This window comes from Arthrobacter sp. sptzw42, assembly GCF_059089685.1.
Window position 1 is genome coordinate 1 of record NZ_JBNHEX010000007.1, and the last position, 15,254, is coordinate 15,254.

At 63.0% G+C, this 15,254-nt stretch carries 15 protein-coding genes and 3 pseudogenes; 8 read left to right on the forward strand and 10 right to left on the reverse strand.

Annotated elements, in window-relative coordinates:
* Together AC5RT4_RS10475 and AC5RT4_RS10480 are read left to right on the forward strand one after the other, a co-directional pair.
* Positions 1-143: pseudogene (locus tag AC5RT4_RS10475) on the forward strand (xylose isomerase); the annotation flags it as partial.
* A 226-nt stretch (positions 144-369) separates the two neighbouring features.
* Entirely contained in the window at positions 370-957 is a 588-nt protein-coding gene (locus tag AC5RT4_RS10480) for a hemerythrin domain-containing protein (RefSeq protein WP_494105668.1), read from the forward strand.
* An 89-nt stretch (positions 958-1,046) separates the two neighbouring features.
* Here the strand turns inward: AC5RT4_RS10480 and AC5RT4_RS10485 are convergent.
* The 4 genes and pseudogenes from AC5RT4_RS10485 to AC5RT4_RS10500 all read right to left on the reverse strand — a co-directional run bounded on the left by AC5RT4_RS10485 (position 1,047) and on the right by AC5RT4_RS10500 (position 4,034).
* A pseudogene (locus AC5RT4_RS10485) lies at positions 1,047-1,612 on the reverse strand (dihydrofolate reductase family protein).
* Positions 1,613-1,687: 75 nt separating this feature from the next.
* Positions 1,688-2,047: an iron chaperone gene (locus tag AC5RT4_RS10490; protein WP_494105669.1), complete on the reverse strand. Its 360-nt coding sequence runs from the start codon at positions 2,045-2,047 to the stop codon at positions 1,688-1,690.
* A 31-nt stretch (positions 2,048-2,078) separates the two neighbouring features.
* Positions 2,079-2,720: a dihydrofolate reductase family protein gene (locus AC5RT4_RS10495; protein WP_494105670.1), complete on the reverse strand. Its 642-nt coding sequence runs from the start codon at positions 2,718-2,720 to the stop codon at positions 2,079-2,081.
* A gap of 141 nt (positions 2,721-2,861) precedes the next feature.
* Positions 2,862-4,034 (reverse strand): MFS transporter, encoded by a 1,173-nt coding sequence (locus tag AC5RT4_RS10500; RefSeq protein WP_494105671.1) that lies wholly within the window; start codon positions 4,032-4,034, stop codon positions 2,862-2,864.
* Between the two features lie 68 nt (positions 4,035-4,102).
* Here AC5RT4_RS10500 and AC5RT4_RS10505 point away from each other — a divergent pair, with 68 nt between their 5' ends.
* Positions 4,103-4,690 (forward strand): TetR/AcrR family transcriptional regulator, encoded by a 588-nt coding sequence (locus tag AC5RT4_RS10505; RefSeq protein WP_494105672.1) that lies wholly within the window; start codon positions 4,103-4,105, stop codon positions 4,688-4,690.
* Between the two features lie 80 nt (positions 4,691-4,770).
* Here the strand turns inward: AC5RT4_RS10505 and AC5RT4_RS10510 are convergent.
* Positions 4,771-5,501 (reverse strand): annotated as a pseudogene (locus AC5RT4_RS10510) (TetR/AcrR family transcriptional regulator C-terminal domain-containing protein).
* A 435-nt stretch (positions 5,502-5,936) separates the two neighbouring features.
* Here AC5RT4_RS10510 and AC5RT4_RS10515 point away from each other — a divergent pair.
* The 3 genes from AC5RT4_RS10515 to AC5RT4_RS10525 all read left to right on the forward strand — a co-directional run bounded on the left by AC5RT4_RS10515 (position 5,937) and on the right by AC5RT4_RS10525 (position 7,246).
* Positions 5,937-6,191 (forward strand): hypothetical protein, encoded by a 255-nt coding sequence (locus AC5RT4_RS10515; protein ID WP_494105673.1) that lies wholly within the window; start codon positions 5,937-5,939, stop codon positions 6,189-6,191.
* A 74-nt stretch (positions 6,192-6,265) separates the two neighbouring features.
* Positions 6,266-6,400 (forward strand): hypothetical protein, encoded by a 135-nt coding sequence (locus tag AC5RT4_RS10520; RefSeq protein ID WP_494105674.1) that lies wholly within the window; start codon positions 6,266-6,268, stop codon positions 6,398-6,400.
* A gap of 102 nt (positions 6,401-6,502) precedes the next feature.
* Positions 6,503-7,246, forward strand: coding sequence for a GAF and ANTAR domain-containing protein (locus AC5RT4_RS10525; RefSeq protein ID WP_494105675.1), 744 nt, complete (start codon positions 6,503-6,505; stop codon positions 7,244-7,246).
* Between the two features lie 112 nt (positions 7,247-7,358).
* Here the strand turns inward: AC5RT4_RS10525 and AC5RT4_RS10530 are convergent, their stop codons facing one another.
* Positions 7,359-7,724 (reverse strand): DUF7793 family protein, encoded by a 366-nt coding sequence (locus AC5RT4_RS10530; protein ID WP_494105676.1) that lies wholly within the window; start codon positions 7,722-7,724, stop codon positions 7,359-7,361.
* Positions 7,725-7,979: 255 nt separating this feature from the next.
* On the opposite strand from AC5RT4_RS10530, the gene AC5RT4_RS10535 reads away from it, so the two are divergent.
* Entirely contained in the window at positions 7,980-8,477 is a 498-nt protein-coding gene (locus AC5RT4_RS10535; RefSeq protein WP_494105780.1) for a MarR family transcriptional regulator, read from the forward strand.
* Between the two features lie 602 nt (positions 8,478-9,079).
* Here the strand turns inward: AC5RT4_RS10535 and AC5RT4_RS10540 are convergent.
* Entirely contained in the window at positions 9,080-10,171 is a 1,092-nt protein-coding gene (locus AC5RT4_RS10540) for a hypothetical protein (protein WP_494040312.1), read from the reverse strand.
* Between the two features lie 181 nt (positions 10,172-10,352).
* Positions 10,353-11,459, reverse strand: a complete 1,107-nt coding sequence (locus tag AC5RT4_RS10545) for a GTP pyrophosphokinase (RefSeq protein ID WP_494105677.1) — start codon at positions 11,457-11,459, stop codon at positions 10,353-10,355.
* A 275-nt stretch (positions 11,460-11,734) separates the two neighbouring features.
* Here AC5RT4_RS10545 and AC5RT4_RS10550 point away from each other — a divergent pair, with 275 nt between their 5' ends.
* Entirely contained in the window at positions 11,735-13,225 is a 1,491-nt protein-coding gene (locus AC5RT4_RS10550) for a M1 family metallopeptidase (RefSeq protein ID WP_494105678.1), read from the forward strand.
* 33 nt (positions 13,226-13,258) lie between these two features.
* Here the strand turns inward: AC5RT4_RS10550 and AC5RT4_RS10555 are convergent, their stop codons facing one another.
* Together AC5RT4_RS10555 and AC5RT4_RS10560 are read right to left on the reverse strand one after the other, a co-directional pair.
* Positions 13,259-14,248 carry a LacI family DNA-binding transcriptional regulator gene (locus AC5RT4_RS10555; protein ID WP_494040776.1) on the reverse strand — a complete coding sequence of 330 codons (990 nt, stop codon included), beginning with the start codon at positions 14,246-14,248 and terminating at the stop codon, positions 13,259-13,261.
* A gap of 106 nt (positions 14,249-14,354) precedes the next feature.
* The gene (locus tag AC5RT4_RS10560; protein WP_494105679.1) at positions 14,355-15,251 is read right to left on the reverse strand and encodes a dihydrodipicolinate synthase family protein; all 897 of its coding nucleotides are present in this window, start codon (positions 15,249-15,251) and stop codon (positions 14,355-14,357) included.
* Between the last annotated feature and the right edge of the window lie 3 nt (positions 15,252-15,254).

Sequence of the window (15,254 nt, forward strand, 5' to 3'; positions counted from 1 at the left end):
TCGCCGCCGGCGAAACCGGCACCGACCTGCTGGCCGACACCACCGCCTTCGAGGACTTCAACGCCGACACCGCAGCCGAACGCTCCTTCGCGTTCGTCCGCCTCAACCAACTCGCCATCGAACACCTCCTGGGCGCCCACTGACCAGGACTTTCCGCGGCCGGTGCTGAGTGCCGGCCCTTGGAGGGGCATCCGGAGCGACCGCCGTGGTCGCTCCGGATGCCCCTCTTGTCCTTTTTTCCGCGACCGCACTCTTCCCTATTTTCTGTCCATAGGCGGTGGATTCCACCTATGGATCGGGTTGCTGCCGCGTGGTAACTTGACCCTCTTACGTCGCTTACGGGAAGCGATCCAGGAGGAGGCCCAGCTCATGAGTGATTCCAATTCCGCCGGACCCAATGTGGACGTCGTGGACATCCTGACCAGTGACCACCAGGACATGGTTGCACTGATCGGGCAGATCAAAAGCTCCCCAGATGGGGACGAGCGCAGGGACCTGGCCGATACCCTGATCGCGGAAATCATGCGGCACGCTGTCGCGGAGGAGATGTACGTCTATCCTGCGATCAGGGACCACGTGCCCAACGGGCCGGAGGAAGTCGAACACGACAAGAAGGAACACGACGAAATCGTCAAGCTGATGAAGAAGCTGGAGAAAGCCGAGTCATCCGGCCAAGCCTTCATGGACCTGGTGCAGGAGCTGGAGCAGCAGCTGACCCATCACGCCAACGACGAAGAGTCCGAACAGTTCCCGAAGCTCCGCCTGCACATCCCGCGCGAAAAACTGGTCGATATTGGCGAGAAGGTCCAGAAAGCCAAAAAGCTGGCGCCTACCCGGCCGCACCCCAGCGCGCCGCACTCCGAGCTGTTCCACAAGACCGTGGGGCCCGGCGTCGGCATGGTGGACCGGCTTTTGGACAAGCTCACCGGCCGGCACACTGATCGGAAGGGCAACTGACGCCGCCCATCACGGCAGGGTGTGCCGTTCGGCGTCATAGCCGTGCGCAGTTGGCGCTGGTCTGCGTCCAGGTGATTCGCCGTCGTGCCTCAGCGCCTGGTCTCGTAGCTGGTCAAGACCACTCCGCCGGGAAAAGTCCGGGTCTCCACCAGGCGGAGGTTCACCCAGCTGTCCAGAGCTGTGAAGAACGGGGTGCCGCCGCCCACCAGGACCGGATGGGTGACGATCGAGTACTCGTCGATCAGCCCCGCCCGCATGGCGGCCGCGGCGAGGGTGGCACCGCCGATGTCCATGAAGCCGCCGGTCTCGTCCTTGAGCCTGGTGATCTCTGAAATGGCGTCGCCCGTGGCCAGGCGGGTGTTCCAGTCGACTGTGGTGGACGTCGAGGAAAATACTACCTTTGGCATGTTCCGCCAGCGGCGGGCGTATTGGATTCGTGCAGGTGTGGCGTCAGGCTGTAGGTCCGCGGTGGGCCAGTGGGAGCTCATCGTCTCCCACAATCTGCGCCCGTACAGGGCAAGCGCCGTTGTCCCCACCCGATCGGACCACCACTGGAACAGCTCGTCACTCGGTGTGCTCCAGCCGATGTCACCCCCCCCGGCGCTGCGATGTAGCCATCCACACTCAGGTTCATGGCGAAGGCCAGTTTCCGCATTGCGTCAGTTTCCCGCGGACAAGTATTAGTTGTACAGACACCAGGCGCCCATAGCGGTCACAGAAACACCGGCGGTCATGCCCCGCCATGTCTTTCTGCGGCAAGCTGGGCGGCGACTTTCCCGATGAGGTTGTAGGGAACGGGTTTAGCCAGCGGAAACTTCAATGTGCCTTTTCCCGCCAGATAGGGAGCCATTTCTGCCCTCAGAAGTTCGTCGCCGCGGGGCACAGGGTAAACCGAAGCGTGTTGTTTCCAGCCGGCGAAGTACACGACGTAGTGCCCCCGGAGGGTGATGGTGGGGAGGCCGTAGCTGATCTTCTCCTCGGCGTGGGGTATGGCTTCGTGTACCTGTCTGCGGATTTCCTGCAGGACCTGACGTGTTTCAGCGGGTTGCGCGGCGATATAGTCATCGACGCTTAAGTAGGTCTCTGGCATGCAGGGCCCCTCTGCGTTCAGCTACGAACCTTCAGCTGCCGGAGTTTTCGTCGAACCCGGATGTCTCGGGCAACGCATCCGCGGCGTGAATCCCGGAACCCTTCCCGGGGACTCCATAGACAAGCTCGATCAGCCCTTGGTCATATGTTGTTGCACTTTGCAGGGACAACACTTGTGGACGTTGCTCAAAAGGAAACACGCCCCGTCCCGCACCAATCGCTACCGGCAACACGATCAGTCTCACCTGGTCTACTTCGCCCGCCGCCAGGATCGTTCCGGCGAGGGTCAGGCTGCCCCAAATGACGACGTCGGCTTTCGCTTCGGCCTTGATTCTCCTGATTGCCGCTACGGCGTCGCCGGATTCAATTCGTGCTTCCGGCATGTCTCCCCACGGGGCGTTCTTAAGGTGATTGGAGAATACGATACGCCGGAGCGCGTTGAGCGCCGGCGTAATGAGTTCATGTGCTGAGGCCGGCGTTGGCCAGTACTCCACGAATTCGCGGTAGGTCTTTGCCCCCAGGACCATCGTGTCGACCGTCTCCAGCCACTTCAGTTGGCTGCGGTCAAATTCGGCAGTGCCGCCGGACAAGTACTCATAGAACGTGAAATCGTTGTTGGCATCGGCGGCGAATCCGTCGGCGCTGACGAACTCTTGGACCACCAGTTGCCCCATGATCGGCTCCTTGCCCTTCCGACGTCGTGGACTCTACGCCCCGATCCCGGCCATATCAACCCTTCGCGTTGACTCATGGAAGCGGTCCGGGTGCCCGGATGGCCACGGGAGCTTTCACCCAAGCCAGCGGACACCACGGGTTCACCTGATCCTGCGCTCAAGAGTCTTTCCTTGCTGCCGACGTCCGGGAATTGTCCGCTGTGTTGTAGCTCCGAGAGCACTGAGGAGGCATAGGGCTCCGGCAGTAATGAAGGCAAAGACCAGGCTGGTTTCTTGAATTAGGGCACCGATAACTGTTGATCCGAGGGCCTGGCCCAGAACGAGGCTGATGAAAAGGATTGACGTTCCTGCAGCGCTGTTCGCCGCTGTAAGGGAGGCCCAGATGATGAGCGCTGAGGTTGCTGCTGTATAGGCGAGGCCGAAAAGTCCTGCTGCAGCGAGGCTGAGCGCAGGGCTGGTGGGTACCAGGGCGAATCCCACTGTGGCGGCCGACGTCGCACCTACGGTTATATACCAAGTGGTCCTGACGGAGTGCTGGGCGAGCCAGGGCGCCAGGAGGAGCGCGGTTGAGCTACCGGCCCCCAAGGCCATCCACGCGATCGCGGATGTTGCGACAGTCATCCCGCCGTCGTCCTCGAGGAGTGAGGGTCCATATACCCAGAGGGCGGCGCTTCCAAGCCCGAGGACGAAAGCCGCAGCGATTGGCCAACCTAGGTCTCGAACGCTGGATGCTCCGCTACCAGACCCTTCATTGTGATTCGCAGTCTTACTAAGCCCTTCGGTGTCAGAAGCGTCCGAGCGAAGGACGCCGACCATGGCGATGAAAGTCATGACGGCGATGAGGATCCAAGCTGCCCGCCACGAGGGGCCCAGCACTAAGGCCATACCGCCGGCGGCGACGACACCGAAACCGGTGCCCGAATTCACGATCGACTGAAGTTGGTTTCGCTTGGCCGTTGCCGTGTTGCGTTGCACGAGTTCCACCAGCGCAGGTGATGCGAAGCCAGCCCCCATCCCGGCCAGTAGCACAGCGAAAATGAAGAAGATCGTGTCCTGAGCCGCCGCGATGCCCGCGCTTCCAAGGGTTGCGGTCGAGCCGGCGAGGACGGTTACGAAGCGGGGCCGACGGGGCGCGTACCGGAATCCAAAACCGGCTGAAGCGCAGTATGTGAGCGACGCGCCGGATGAGAGGAGACCTGCGATGGTCGGGGTCAGCGCGAAGGACGAAGAGAAGGAAGGAAGGAAGAGACCGTATCCGAATCGGGCCAGGCCATAGGTTGTCGCAACCAGCGCAACGGCACTTATCGCGAACATTCGAGGGGCTGTCGACCGACGGGTCTGTAACGCGCGTTTCATTGAAACGAACGTTATAGGATGGAAGCATGGCCGCACAACCCAGCGCGCGGGAAAGGTTGCTCGACGCTGCTGAAGATCTTGCTTTTACCCAAGGCGTCGCAGCGACACCCGTCGACGTGATCCTCAAACAGGCCAACGTTGCGCCCGCCACCCTGTACTCCCATTTCGGGAACAAGGAAGGGCTTATCGTCGAGGCATTGCGACGTCGCCTGACGCGCTGGGACCAGGACTGGCAGCGGGAAGTCTGTGCTGCCTTAACGGCCAAGGAGAAGCTACTTGCTGTTTTCCCTGCCCTGGCCCGGTATCGGTCCGGGCCTGCAACGGCCCGGTGGTGCGCGTTCCTCAGTGTGGCGGCAGAAACGCCCCACCCGAGTCAGCTACTCGATGAGGCTTTGCGCAGTGACACGGAACTACTCACCACGCGTCTTCACGAACTCGCCATACCCGTTGTCGGTACCGGTGCGGCACAAGCCCTCGCTGAACGAGTGGCTCTGATCCTGACCGGCGTGCTGGGAATGATGCTGCGAGCAGCGGATCCGGACAAGGTGATTGCCGACGGGTACGCGACCGCCAAGACCGTCGTTGAAGCAATGACGGCTTCTAACGCCCCGTAAGCGTTACGACGAAATCCGCGCAGCCAATGCATCACCGCAAGAAGCTCATGGCTGCAGTTGGTCAGGAGTGACAACTACCTCTAGGAGTCGGCCCCATCCGGGTCCGGAGATCCCCGGTGGGGGAGTTGCCTTAGTTGGGCATTCAATCCGTTGAGAAGGATAGTAAGGCCTTGATCGAGTTCGGCGTCGCCGTCGTAGTCTGCCAGGACTGCCCCAGTGCCCTGAGGTGGGGGAACTTTTTGGCCGGCAAGCGGTGCAGGCCCAATCTCAGGATGGCCTCGTTTTCGTCCGGGTCCACGATGAATTCCTGGAGTTCGTTGAGGATGTGACCATAAAGGAATCCGTAGTAGGCGCGGTAGACGTGCAAGGCGTCAGCGGGGGCGAATCCAGCGTCTGTCAATAGCGCCAGGATTTGTTCCAGCGGACGAAGCGTCCCCAGTGGGCGTAAGCCCAGGGGAGTGGATAGCGGCCGGGTGACCAGCAGGGGCACGACGTTGGGGTGACGAAGGGCCAACAGCCGGAGGTCATGGGCAATCCGGCGCAGCTGTGCCTGCCAGTCAGGGTCATCGGGAAAAATTGCCAATTCGTTCAGCACTATCTCGGTGACGCCGTCCAGCAGGGCCGCCCGGTTCGCTGCGTGCCGGTAGAGGCTCATGGGATCACAGCCGAGTTCCTGGGCAAGGCGACGCATGCTCAATGCATCGAGGCCTTCAGAGTCCACCAACTCCAGAGCAGCTCTCAGCACAATGTCCCTGCTCAGACGCCCCCGCCCGCTTGGAGTTTGGTCGTCGCGACTCTTAGTAGAGGCCATATTGGATCCGTCCTGTTTACTTAGCGCCAAGCCCACCCACACGGCGATACGTAAGCTTGCTTAACCCCTAGTCTACGCATACAGTCTACAGTGTAGAGAAGTTGTCGACATGGTTTCAGTAAAGGGACCAGGGTTTGCAGGGGCCGTCCAGGCTGCTCACATTCTCCAAAGGAGAACAGTTGATTACGCAGACCCTTATCGAGCGCGCAACGAGCACGCCTAAAGCGGCCCCCGGCGCTTACCGAACATAGCGGCTTTGGCGTAGCATCCCTTCCGGTGCTGGCCAGGATGATCTGCTTCACCGGGCAGTAACAAGCCCAAGCGTCAGAAACGCAACGGTAAGTCAGTACGCTCAATGCCCCGTGCATGGCATTTGAGTTAAGGCCGCTGTAGCCGAACGGCGGAGACCTGCACTGTAGCGAAAAGAGCCCCACATTGGCGCATTCACAGTTCGACCAGTTCCTTCAAGAAGCCACCTACAAAGACCACGAGTCAGGCGCAAGCCTCGACGGGGACTCCCTTTACGGCCTTTACACCAGCTGGTGCTGCGTGTCGCAGCAGAAACCACAGCCTGAACACGTCTTTTGGGCTGCAATGACCCAACGGCTCAGCCCGGGAGAAGGCCTGCGCATGAAGAAGTGCCCTGCCGCTGCGGACTACATCCTCACCAGCTATCCGGCCATGGTTTGAACAGTCGTGACGCGACTCCATGCACGCCGCCCGCCTGGTCACACAGCACCGGCAGAAGCGAAGGAATACCTTCCATGACTGACACTAACGCCACCACCGCTGACACGCATGCCGCCCTGGAGGACATGGACCTGACCGCGGATGCCCTCGCCGACGCCCCCGCCCATGAAGAGGACCAGGAAAGCATCGTCCACACCGGCAACAGCTAAAAAACCAGACTTCATATTCGGGCGCTGCAGGCGGCCGCAACGTCGGTTCGGAACCCGCATCAAAGGCTGCCGTACGGGCATTAGTAGGAATGAGGCCAAGTCGTGGCCCAGGAACCACTTCACTTGCAGCCAGAGCTGCTCGTCGATCATCTGCAGGACCTCGTACTGAGGACCGAGGACGTCAAGGCAATGCTGGACGAACTGGCGAACTTCACTGCTCTAACACTTTCGGACCCTGCCGTTGCCTTCTGCAGCATCACCCTGCTGCGCCAAAAGAGGCCCGTGACGGTTGCCAGCAGCGAAGGGGCCGCACGCCGCCTCTATGAAATCCAATACCGCGCCGGCGATGGTCCATGCCTTACGGCCATAAGCGAAGGGAGCGCGGTCCACGTGCCGGACGTCCGGACGGAACGCCGGTGGGGCGGCTATGCAGCAGCGGCGCTGGCGGAAAAGGTCAGGTCCAGCCTGTCGGTGCCGCTGGCCCTTGAGGGGGAAGCGGAAGCAGGCCTTAACATGTACTCCACCCGCTCCCACGGATTCAGCGGCGAGGACATCGACAACGTCCAGTCCTATGCCTACCATGCCTCCAAAGCCCTCCGGCTCGCGGTACGCATCACCCAGCTCGCTGAGGCCAAAAACAACCTTGCTGCGGCAATGGAATCGCGCACTGTCATCGACCTTGCAGCCGGGGCAATCATGGCCCAAAACCGCTGCAGTCAGGACGCCGCCATGAAGATCCTGAAAATCGCTTCGAACAGCCGCAACACGAAGCTACGTGATGTCGCAGCGTCAGTGGTCGCCTCCCTGACCGCGGATCCAACAATCCGCACCCACTTCGACGCCTAGCTTTCCTGCACCCGGCAGCTGGCCAGCTGGCCTAAGCCTCCGGGTGGCCTTCAAAACCGCGCCACACCGCGCTTGGAAGCGGAGTCTTCCGAGGATCCCGAGCGGAAGCAAGTCAGACTGTGGTGCCTGTCAGTAGCCATGCCATGGCTTCTGTCCGGGACGTAAAAAAGCGCTTGGGGCGGGTCGGCGGGTTCAGGGCCAAAACAAAGTTAGCTATGACTTTATCTACTGGGGAAGCGCCCAGAAGCGCGACTTGTGAGGCCTGGCAGGTGCGGGCGAAGACAACTCGGGCTCCGCGGCTGACTTTAGAGATTGTCGCCATGTCCACCAGCAGGGGGCACTCAGTCTGTCCGCAAAGCTCATTGACCATATGCATGGCCGCCTCAGCATCACTTGACCGGATAGTGGCATTGCGGGCCCACTTCAGCTGAAGAACGCCGTGTTCATCCAAAAATAGCTCAGCTTTTCCTGGTTCCACGGACGCCATTATTTGTACCCCCAAGAACTGATCTATTTCACCTAATGTAAACCGGCTTGGTGAAAAAGCTGGCGCTCGGCGACCGTCTCCTTCGCCAAGTCGTCGGCGTCTGTCGATTTCGGCCTCCTTCGCGGCTCCTGCACGAGCGCTCGTGGAGCTGGACGCTCAACCGGCAAGCGGATCGTTCCGAATCCGGTACGCTGGGTTGCTTGAGAAGCATGTAAGTAGCCAACCTAGGAAGTGGACGTGGTTTCGATGTCTGTGACAGGAGGCCTTGATGCTCACCCCGTTGCCGGGCGGCAACAGATCCTGTTCACCGACCTGCTCAATGCCCTCAGTGAATACCGGGCGGCTGAAACCTCTATGCTGCGGCGAACCCGGCCCATCATGGACCGCGGAGCCTCCGATTCCCTTGCCCTTCGCTACATAGAGGAAGCTTCTTCGGCCGGGGAAGGGCTCCGGCCCACGGAGCTCGCCGTAAGTCTCGGGCTCAGCTCAGCCTCTGTCACTACCCTCGTTGACCGACTGGTCCGACGTGGAGTCGTAGCCAGAGAACCGCATCCAAGGGACCGGCGCGCTGTGCTCCTCAAGTACACGGAACAGTTTGAATACGAGGACGCACGCGCCCTGGAGGAAGCCCGACGGCCCCTTGCAGACGTCATCGGCTCCTTAGGCCCAGGCGAGCTCACCACCGTCATCGACTTTGTGAACCGGATGCGGGACGCCATGCATGAAGTAGCCAAGGCGGAATAAAAAACGGATAGCTGGACAATTTGCTCGATGTCCTAAATACTAGGCAAGCTAGTAAAACCCGAAAACGTCTGGGGATGAAAATGACCGCCGTAGCAGAGCACCTCAAGCACCGACGCGCAGGATTTCACGGAGCGCCGGCCGCCAAACTTCCGCCCACCAGGCCTGCTCAGCCAGATGCACAAGGGGTAGCCGCGACGGGACCAGAACTGACTGCAGAGTCTTCAACCGACTCGTTGAGAGACGCAACCCTTGCGTCAGCACGGCTCGAACGCTTGCAGTGGGAGCTGGATTCAGCTGAGGAAGAGCTATGCGCCGCACTAAGAACAGCCACAAACGCCGGCATCACCCCCTCAGCGTTGGCAAGGGCTGCCGGAATCACCATCCCCGAGTTGGAGGATTACCTGCAGCGGCCATCGTGGGGAACAGAGGCATCGAAGGCGCCCTTTTCAATATTCGGCTTCTGAGCGGCCAACAGGCGGAAAAACCTGCAATTAGTGGGGGCCCATAACGCCTTTGGGGGAAGGTGGCCGTTGCGCGAATGCTCCTGGCTGCCCCGGGGCGCGGCGAAGTATTGCGCCCGGGACTCCTGCGTTGGGGCAGTGTCAGGTGCTGGACCGCGTGTAGGCGGCGGCCCGAACCACGTCCTCGTCCGTTAGTCCCGCTCCCAGTGCTCCACCCACGGTGGCCAGGCTGGCGGTAAGCCAGCTGATCTTTGCATAGTCCAGCGCGTTTACCGGGCGTCCTGCGACACCTGCCAGGACCGTCCCGTCGACGAGCAGGAACGCCCCGAGCAGGGACAGGATAAACAGGGCCAGGTAGAACACCAGGACGCCGATGACCACGGTTGCGGCGGTGGCCAAATTGAACAGGGTTACCTGCTCGCGCTGGGCACGCCGCCGCGGGCGTTCCCACAATCCGCCTCCCAGAATCAGGGCGGCACTCACCGCCGTGATCGCCATGACCGCCAACAACCCCAGGCGTGGGGGTCCGTAGGCCAGGGCCAGCAACCACAGGTCGGAGGCAACCAGTGTCAGCACCCCGGTGGCCGCTGCCACCACCAGTGCCCGTGACAACCGGACCACAAAGGCCCACGGCCGGTTGGCCCGGATCATGCCCAGCAGCAGCCGAACGTTGCCGCTGAGTACCCGAGCGGTGAACTGCACAACGTTGTCGTCCGCGCGCTCCTCCAGATCGGTGGACAGCTGGAAGGCCTTCCGGGTGAAATTCTGCTGAGCGTCAAGGTCCTCAGCGTCGTAGCCCAGCAACTGCCCGACCACCTGCACCGTCGTGTCCTGTGCTCTTTGCCGCACGTGTCTTGCCCCCAGGGCGGGGACGGCTACCAGTCCTACCGAATGCAGTGGGCTCAGCTGGGTGAGCACTGGGCGCCGGCCGTCCTTCAGCGGCAGGTCGGTAAGAACCACGGCGAGGTCCCAGCCTTCCTCCAGCACCCGGTCCCGGGCCGCCTCCAGCAGATCCAGCGTCTCGGTGGGTGGATCCACCAACCTGTCCTCAACCACCGTCAGCTCCCAGTGCACCCCCGGGTATTGCTGCATCAGATCATTGCGTGTTGCGGCGGCGGCGTCCGGGCCGAACGCCGCCGCCAAAGAGGGTGAGACCAACAGGCCGACGAGTAGCTCAGCATCCGGCCGCAACTCCGCGGGCTGAATGTCATTCAGGGAAGGCTCATTAGTCACCGATCCATCCTAAGTAGACACGGCAGGATCGCCACTAAGCATGGAGGAAGCTACGCCGGTTCCCCGCTGGTCCCGGCAAGTTCCTCCCGCCCGTGACCGTTCCTGGCTGGGTCGGTACCCGCGGCGGGCGGTGGCGGCCGAACTTTGACGCGCGAAGGAGTTCCGCCCGGGAACCCGCTTCCTACTTCTTCGTCAGCCGATACCGCTCAATCTCTTTGAGCCGCCGCAGGAGGCTGTCGCGCCGCGGGTGCGGGACGGCGTCGGGCGCTTCGGCGGTGAGGTCGATGTGCTTGGTGCCGTACTGCCAGAGCAGCAGGTCATCGAGCAGCCGGTCCGGGCCGGGGGAGTAGCGGTGGTCCAGGGCTTTGCGGACTTCGGTGATGCGGTTGGCACTCAGCAGGCCGGCCAGCTGCATGGTCTGGTTGAGGCCGTGCGCGGCGAGGAGCTCGGCGGCCCAGCCCCAGTCGTCGTCCACCTTGCGGTCCACGTGCGGCAGCAGCGTGCGCCAGACGTCCCGGATCCGGTTGGGCGTGAGCGGCGCGGCCCCCTCGCCGTCCATGTCCCAGAAGCTGCGCACTTCCTCGTAGCGTTCGTGGAGGTCTGCGAACGCCGTTTCCACCGTTTCCAGCATCGCCGCGGTGGCCGTGAACTGCCGGTCGAAGTGCGGTGACCAGGCGCGGGGATCCTCGGCCTTGAACCGGATGTCGTGCTCAATCTCGCTCCATGCGTGGGCAAAAATCGTGCGGATCTGGCATTCGAAGAAGTAGCTGCCGTTGGGCTGGGCGTCCGGATTAAAAACCTGCTGGTACTCCTTCACGGCCTCGTTCTGGATGGTCCGCAGGATCAGGTGCCGGCTGGAGTAACCGTAAGTGCCGGACTCGATGGAACCGATGTCCTTTTCCCGGTCACCGCGGCAGTCGAACAGCTGCCGCTGGCGCTTGATGATGTTGGCCACCGCGGCGTTCTCGGCCGGCAACTTGGTGATCACGCGGATGCCCACCATGTCGTTCAGGGTCCGGAACGGGTCCGGGAACTTCAGCACCGGCGGGCCGCCGGGCTCCAGCGGCTCCTCAATCCGGGAAATCTTCTCCTTGAACGATTCCACCGTTTTGGTGCGCCCGGTGACGAACAGCGGCGTAACTTCACTGTCCTTCAGCATGTCCCGCATCAGCAGCAGGACATCCCGGGTCACCAGTTTCAAGGCAGGCCGGACGCGCTCGTAAATTTCCACGTTGTGCTCCACGGACTCGCGGAGGCTCGCGTCCAGGCTGTCCCAGTTACTCGGCATGATTCCAGCTTACGGCCGGGGTGGGACAGAACGACGGCGGCGCGAGGCAGCCTCCCGGCGCCCGCCCCGGCCGGGCGGCGCGGGGAGTTTCCAGCTGAGCGTTGACAAGCCCGGCAGCGGGGCCTAAGTTCTTCCCAACTGTGGGGAGCGGCGTCAGGAGCCGCAGGTACCGGTCTCGTTGCCGCGAAGGCACTGACGTTACTTGCCGCACGGCAGATTCAAGCGGCCTGCGCCCGGCTTCTGCCCCTTTCAGGACCACCACAATGACCATATTGATGAGAACATCAAGCACCATAGCGGCCGCCATGGTGCTGGTTACAGCCACTGCTGCCGGCCTTGGCGCTCCCGCGCAAGCGATGCCTCAAAATAATGCGCCGCAATACGCCGCCGGAGCACCCGGGAGCGGCGACCCCTACTTTCCCAACGCCGGTAACGGCGGGTACGACGTCCTCCATTACGACCTCGATCTCCGGTACACCCCGCCGTCAGACCCTGCCGTGCTCGCAGGTAACCTCACCGCGGAGGCCACCATCACCCTGCGTGCCACACAGGATCTGGACGCCCTCAACTTCGACCTGCGCGGCCTCTTGGTCAGCGCAGTAGAGGTGGACGGGAAGCACGCGAAGCAGGGGACCGCCGGGGACGGCGCTGTCCCTGCCGAATGGTCCCAGCTGCGGGACGACGCCAACCGCGTGTGGGAGCTGACCGTGAACCTTCGGCCGAAGCTGAAGGCCGGCCACAATGCCACCATCACCATCGATTACGCCGGCGTTACCGGTCGGCCCGTCGACGCCACCGGGGCGCTGTACGGGTGGGTCACCACCGCCGACGGCGCCCTCGTAGCCAATGAACCCGAAGGAGCGTCCACGTGGTATCCCGTCAATGACGACCCGGAGGACAAGGCCACCTACACCTTCCGCATCACCGTCCCGGAAGGAAAGACCGCCGTGGCCAACGGCCTGCCCGCGGCTAAACCTCAAACCAGGTCGGGGTGGACGACGTGGACCTGGGAGGCATCCGATCCCATGGCCAGCTACCTGGCCACGGCAAGCGTGGGTGATTACGCCCTGTCCTATGACGAAGGACCCCGCGGGTTGCCGATCATCAACGCTGTCGACGCCGGCGTGACGGGCCAAGCGCTCACGGAGACCAACGCTTCACTCGCCCTGCAGCCCCGGATGATCTCCTTCCTGGAAAAACTGTTTGGACGGTACCCGTTCGAGGCGTTCGGCGCGATCGTTGATGACGATTCCGTTGGCTATGCCCTGGAAACCCAAACGCGGCCGGTCTACTCGCAGGCGGCGAGCGAGAATACGGTAGCCCACGAGTTGGGGCACCAATGGTTCGGGAACTCCGTCAGCCCGGCGGACTGGCAGGACATCTGGCTCAACGAGGGCTGGGCAACGTATATCGAGTGGTTGTGGGCCGAACACCAGGGAAAAGCCACAGTGGCAAAGCAATTCACCGACACTGTTGCCGAGCTTGATACGAAAAACCTCTGGGCGCTTAATATTACCGAACCGGGACGGGACAACCTCTTCGCGGAGCAGGTTTACCGCCGTGGCGGAGCAGCCCTTCACGCCTTGCGCGCGAAGGTGGGGGACACAGCGTTTTTTGCAGGTGCGAGGGAATGGCTGGCCAGGTATGACGATTCGTCAGCTACCGGCGAAGACTTCGAGGCAGTGATGGAGGAAGCCTCGGGCCAGCAGCTCGCCGCGTTATTCAATGACTGGCTGCGGGAGAGCGACCGGCCTGCCATGCCTTGAAAATTACAGCAAGAACGACGGCGGGCCGAACCGTCAGGCCTTGGCCGCCACTGTGGAGCCGCGCACCACGAGCGAACTCTCCAGCGTGACCCCGGTCTGTTCCAGGGCCTTGCCCTCCATCAGGCGGCGCAGCTGCTCCCCGGCTTTCAACCCCAGGGAAGTGGCGGGCAGGTGCACGGTGGTAAGCCCGGGATTGCTCGTGGCGGAATAGGGCAGGTCATCGAAGCCGGCCACGGCCAGCTCTTCGGGGATGCGCACCCCGGCCACCCGCGCCTCCTGCAGCACGCCGTAGGCGTGGGTGTCAGTACCGCAGACGACGGCAGTTACCCCCTCGCGCTGCCACGTCGGCCAAGCGGAGGCGAAGGCGGCAGCCGCCGCGCCGACGTCGATGGTGGTGCCAATAATGCGTTCCTCGCCCACGGTGACACCGCGGCCGGACACCTCCTCCAGGAAGGCCTTCCGGCGGAGGGCAAACGTTTCGGTGCCCGTGACACTGTCCACGTATGCCACCTGCCGGTGGCCCGACTCGGCGAGATGTGCCGCCAGTTCCCGCGCCCCGCTGGCCACGTCCAGGTTCACCGACGGTGCGTACGCCTCCAGCCCGGGGGCATCGAGCAGGACCAGCGGCGAAGGTGACCCGAGGTCCTCCAGGAAGCCTGCGTTGGGTGCGTCCACCAGGAGCCCTGCCGGGCGGAGGGACATCAACCGCCGGACGTCGTCGGCCTGGGGAAACTCGCCCGCCTCGGTAACGGACAGCAGCAACTGGTACTGCGCGCCGAGGGATTCCCGCACTCCCGCGATCACCTTGGCGAAAAACGGGTTGGAGATGTCGGGCGCCACCAGGATGACGATCGAGCTGACGCCCTTGGCCAGCGAACTGCCGATCCCGTCCACCACGTAGCCCAGCTCGGCAATGGCCTCCCGGACCTTGGAAACGTTGTCCTCCGAGACCCGGCCCGCCGTCTTGCCGTTGGCCACCAGCGAGACGGTGGCCGTCGAGACGCCTGCCTTGGCTGCAACCATTGCGGCCGTGACCCGCCGCGAACGCGCGGGCTGCTGCGGCTGGTCGGCAAATTCCATACTTTGATCGTAGTAGCCGCCGGTGGCATGCTCTGCCCGGGAAGCAGCGCTAGTTGCTGGAAGCGAGTGCTCCCACGACCCCTGCCACTCGGTTGCGCTGTTCCTCTGTAAGCCCTTGGATGGGCAGCGGCAGGCAGGACCTGCTTACCAGCCCCAAGTTCTCCGCGATCGCGGTGACCACCCGAATGCTGCCGCCAAACTCGGCGTACAGCTCCCACAGCGGAGCCAGCCGTTCAGAGTCCGCAAAGGCGTCAGCGAACCGGCCTTCACGGGCAGCGCGCGTGATTCCCAGAGCGAGTGCGGGCAACGTGCCACCAATGACGGAGTACCAGGCATCGCACCCGGCAGCCAGGCCCGCAGCAGCCCGGGGATCACCGGATACCCCGATGGTCACGTGGGCCGGGACAACCCCGCGGATCTCCTGGACCCGTTCCCGCGCCTGCTCCTGGCCTGCCGGTACGCCGGGAATCTTGATGGAGGCGATGCGGGGAAGTTCGGCAATGCGCCCGTAAAGCTCGGTGGTGAACGTAAAGTGCGTGGTGGCCGGATTGTCATAGACGACGACGGGCAGCGACGAGTGCGCCGTCACCGCCCGGAACAGCTCGAAAACGTCGTCGTCCGTGAGGGGCTGATAGGTCATCGGCGCGAGCAGCAGACCCGAGGCGCCAGCCCGCTGCGCGCTGTCCGCATTGGCAAGTACCTGCGACGTCCGGAGCGCTCCGATACCGATAATCACGGGGGTGGAGCCGGCATGCTCAACCGCCAGGCGGGCAACGCGGCTCCGCTCCTGGCCACTCAGGTATGCGTAGGACCCGGTGGACCCGAGGGCGGTGATGGAATCGACGCCCGCCCCGCTGAGGCGTTCCACCAAGCGGACGAATGCAGTTTCGTCCACCGCATCATTGGCCAGCGGGGTGAGGGGAAAAGCGCTCAGGCCGGTGAACATTTG

Excerpts from the sequence above, each read along its gene's own strand:
- AC5RT4_RS10480 (WP_494105668.1), top strand. The coding sequence starts at position 370 with ATGAGTGATTCCAATTCCGCCGGACCCAATGTGGACGTCGTGGACATC.
- AC5RT4_RS10500 (WP_494105671.1), bottom strand. The coding sequence starts at position 4,034 with ATGTTCGCGATAAGTGCCGTTGCGCTGGTTGCGACAACCTATGGCCTG.
- AC5RT4_RS10545 (WP_494105677.1), bottom strand. The coding sequence starts at position 11,459 with ATGCCGAGTAACTGGGACAGCCTGGACGCGAGCCTCCGCGAGTCCGTG.
- AC5RT4_RS10560 (WP_494105679.1), bottom strand. The coding sequence starts at position 15,251 with ATGTTCACCGGCCTGAGCGCTTTTCCCCTCACCCCGCTGGCCAATGAT.
- AC5RT4_RS10505 (WP_494105672.1), top strand. The coding sequence starts at position 4,103 with ATGGCCGCACAACCCAGCGCGCGGGAAAGGTTGCTCGACGCTGCTGAA.
- AC5RT4_RS10495 (WP_494105670.1), bottom strand. The coding sequence starts at position 2,720 with ATGGGGCAACTGGTGGTCCAAGAGTTCGTCAGCGCCGACGGATTCGCC.
- AC5RT4_RS10520 (WP_494105674.1), top strand. The coding sequence starts at position 6,266 with ATGACTGACACTAACGCCACCACCGCTGACACGCATGCCGCCCTGGAG.
- AC5RT4_RS10535 (WP_494105780.1), top strand. The coding sequence starts at position 7,980 with ATGTCTGTGACAGGAGGCCTTGATGCTCACCCCGTTGCCGGGCGGCAA.
- AC5RT4_RS10555 (WP_494040776.1), bottom strand. The coding sequence starts at position 14,248 with ATGGTTGCAGCCAAGGCAGGCGTCTCGACGGCCACCGTCTCGCTGGTG.
- AC5RT4_RS10490 (WP_494105669.1), bottom strand. The coding sequence starts at position 2,047 with ATGCCAGAGACCTACTTAAGCGTCGATGACTATATCGCCGCGCAACCC.
- AC5RT4_RS10550 (WP_494105678.1), top strand. The coding sequence starts at position 11,735 with ATGAGAACATCAAGCACCATAGCGGCCGCCATGGTGCTGGTTACAGCC.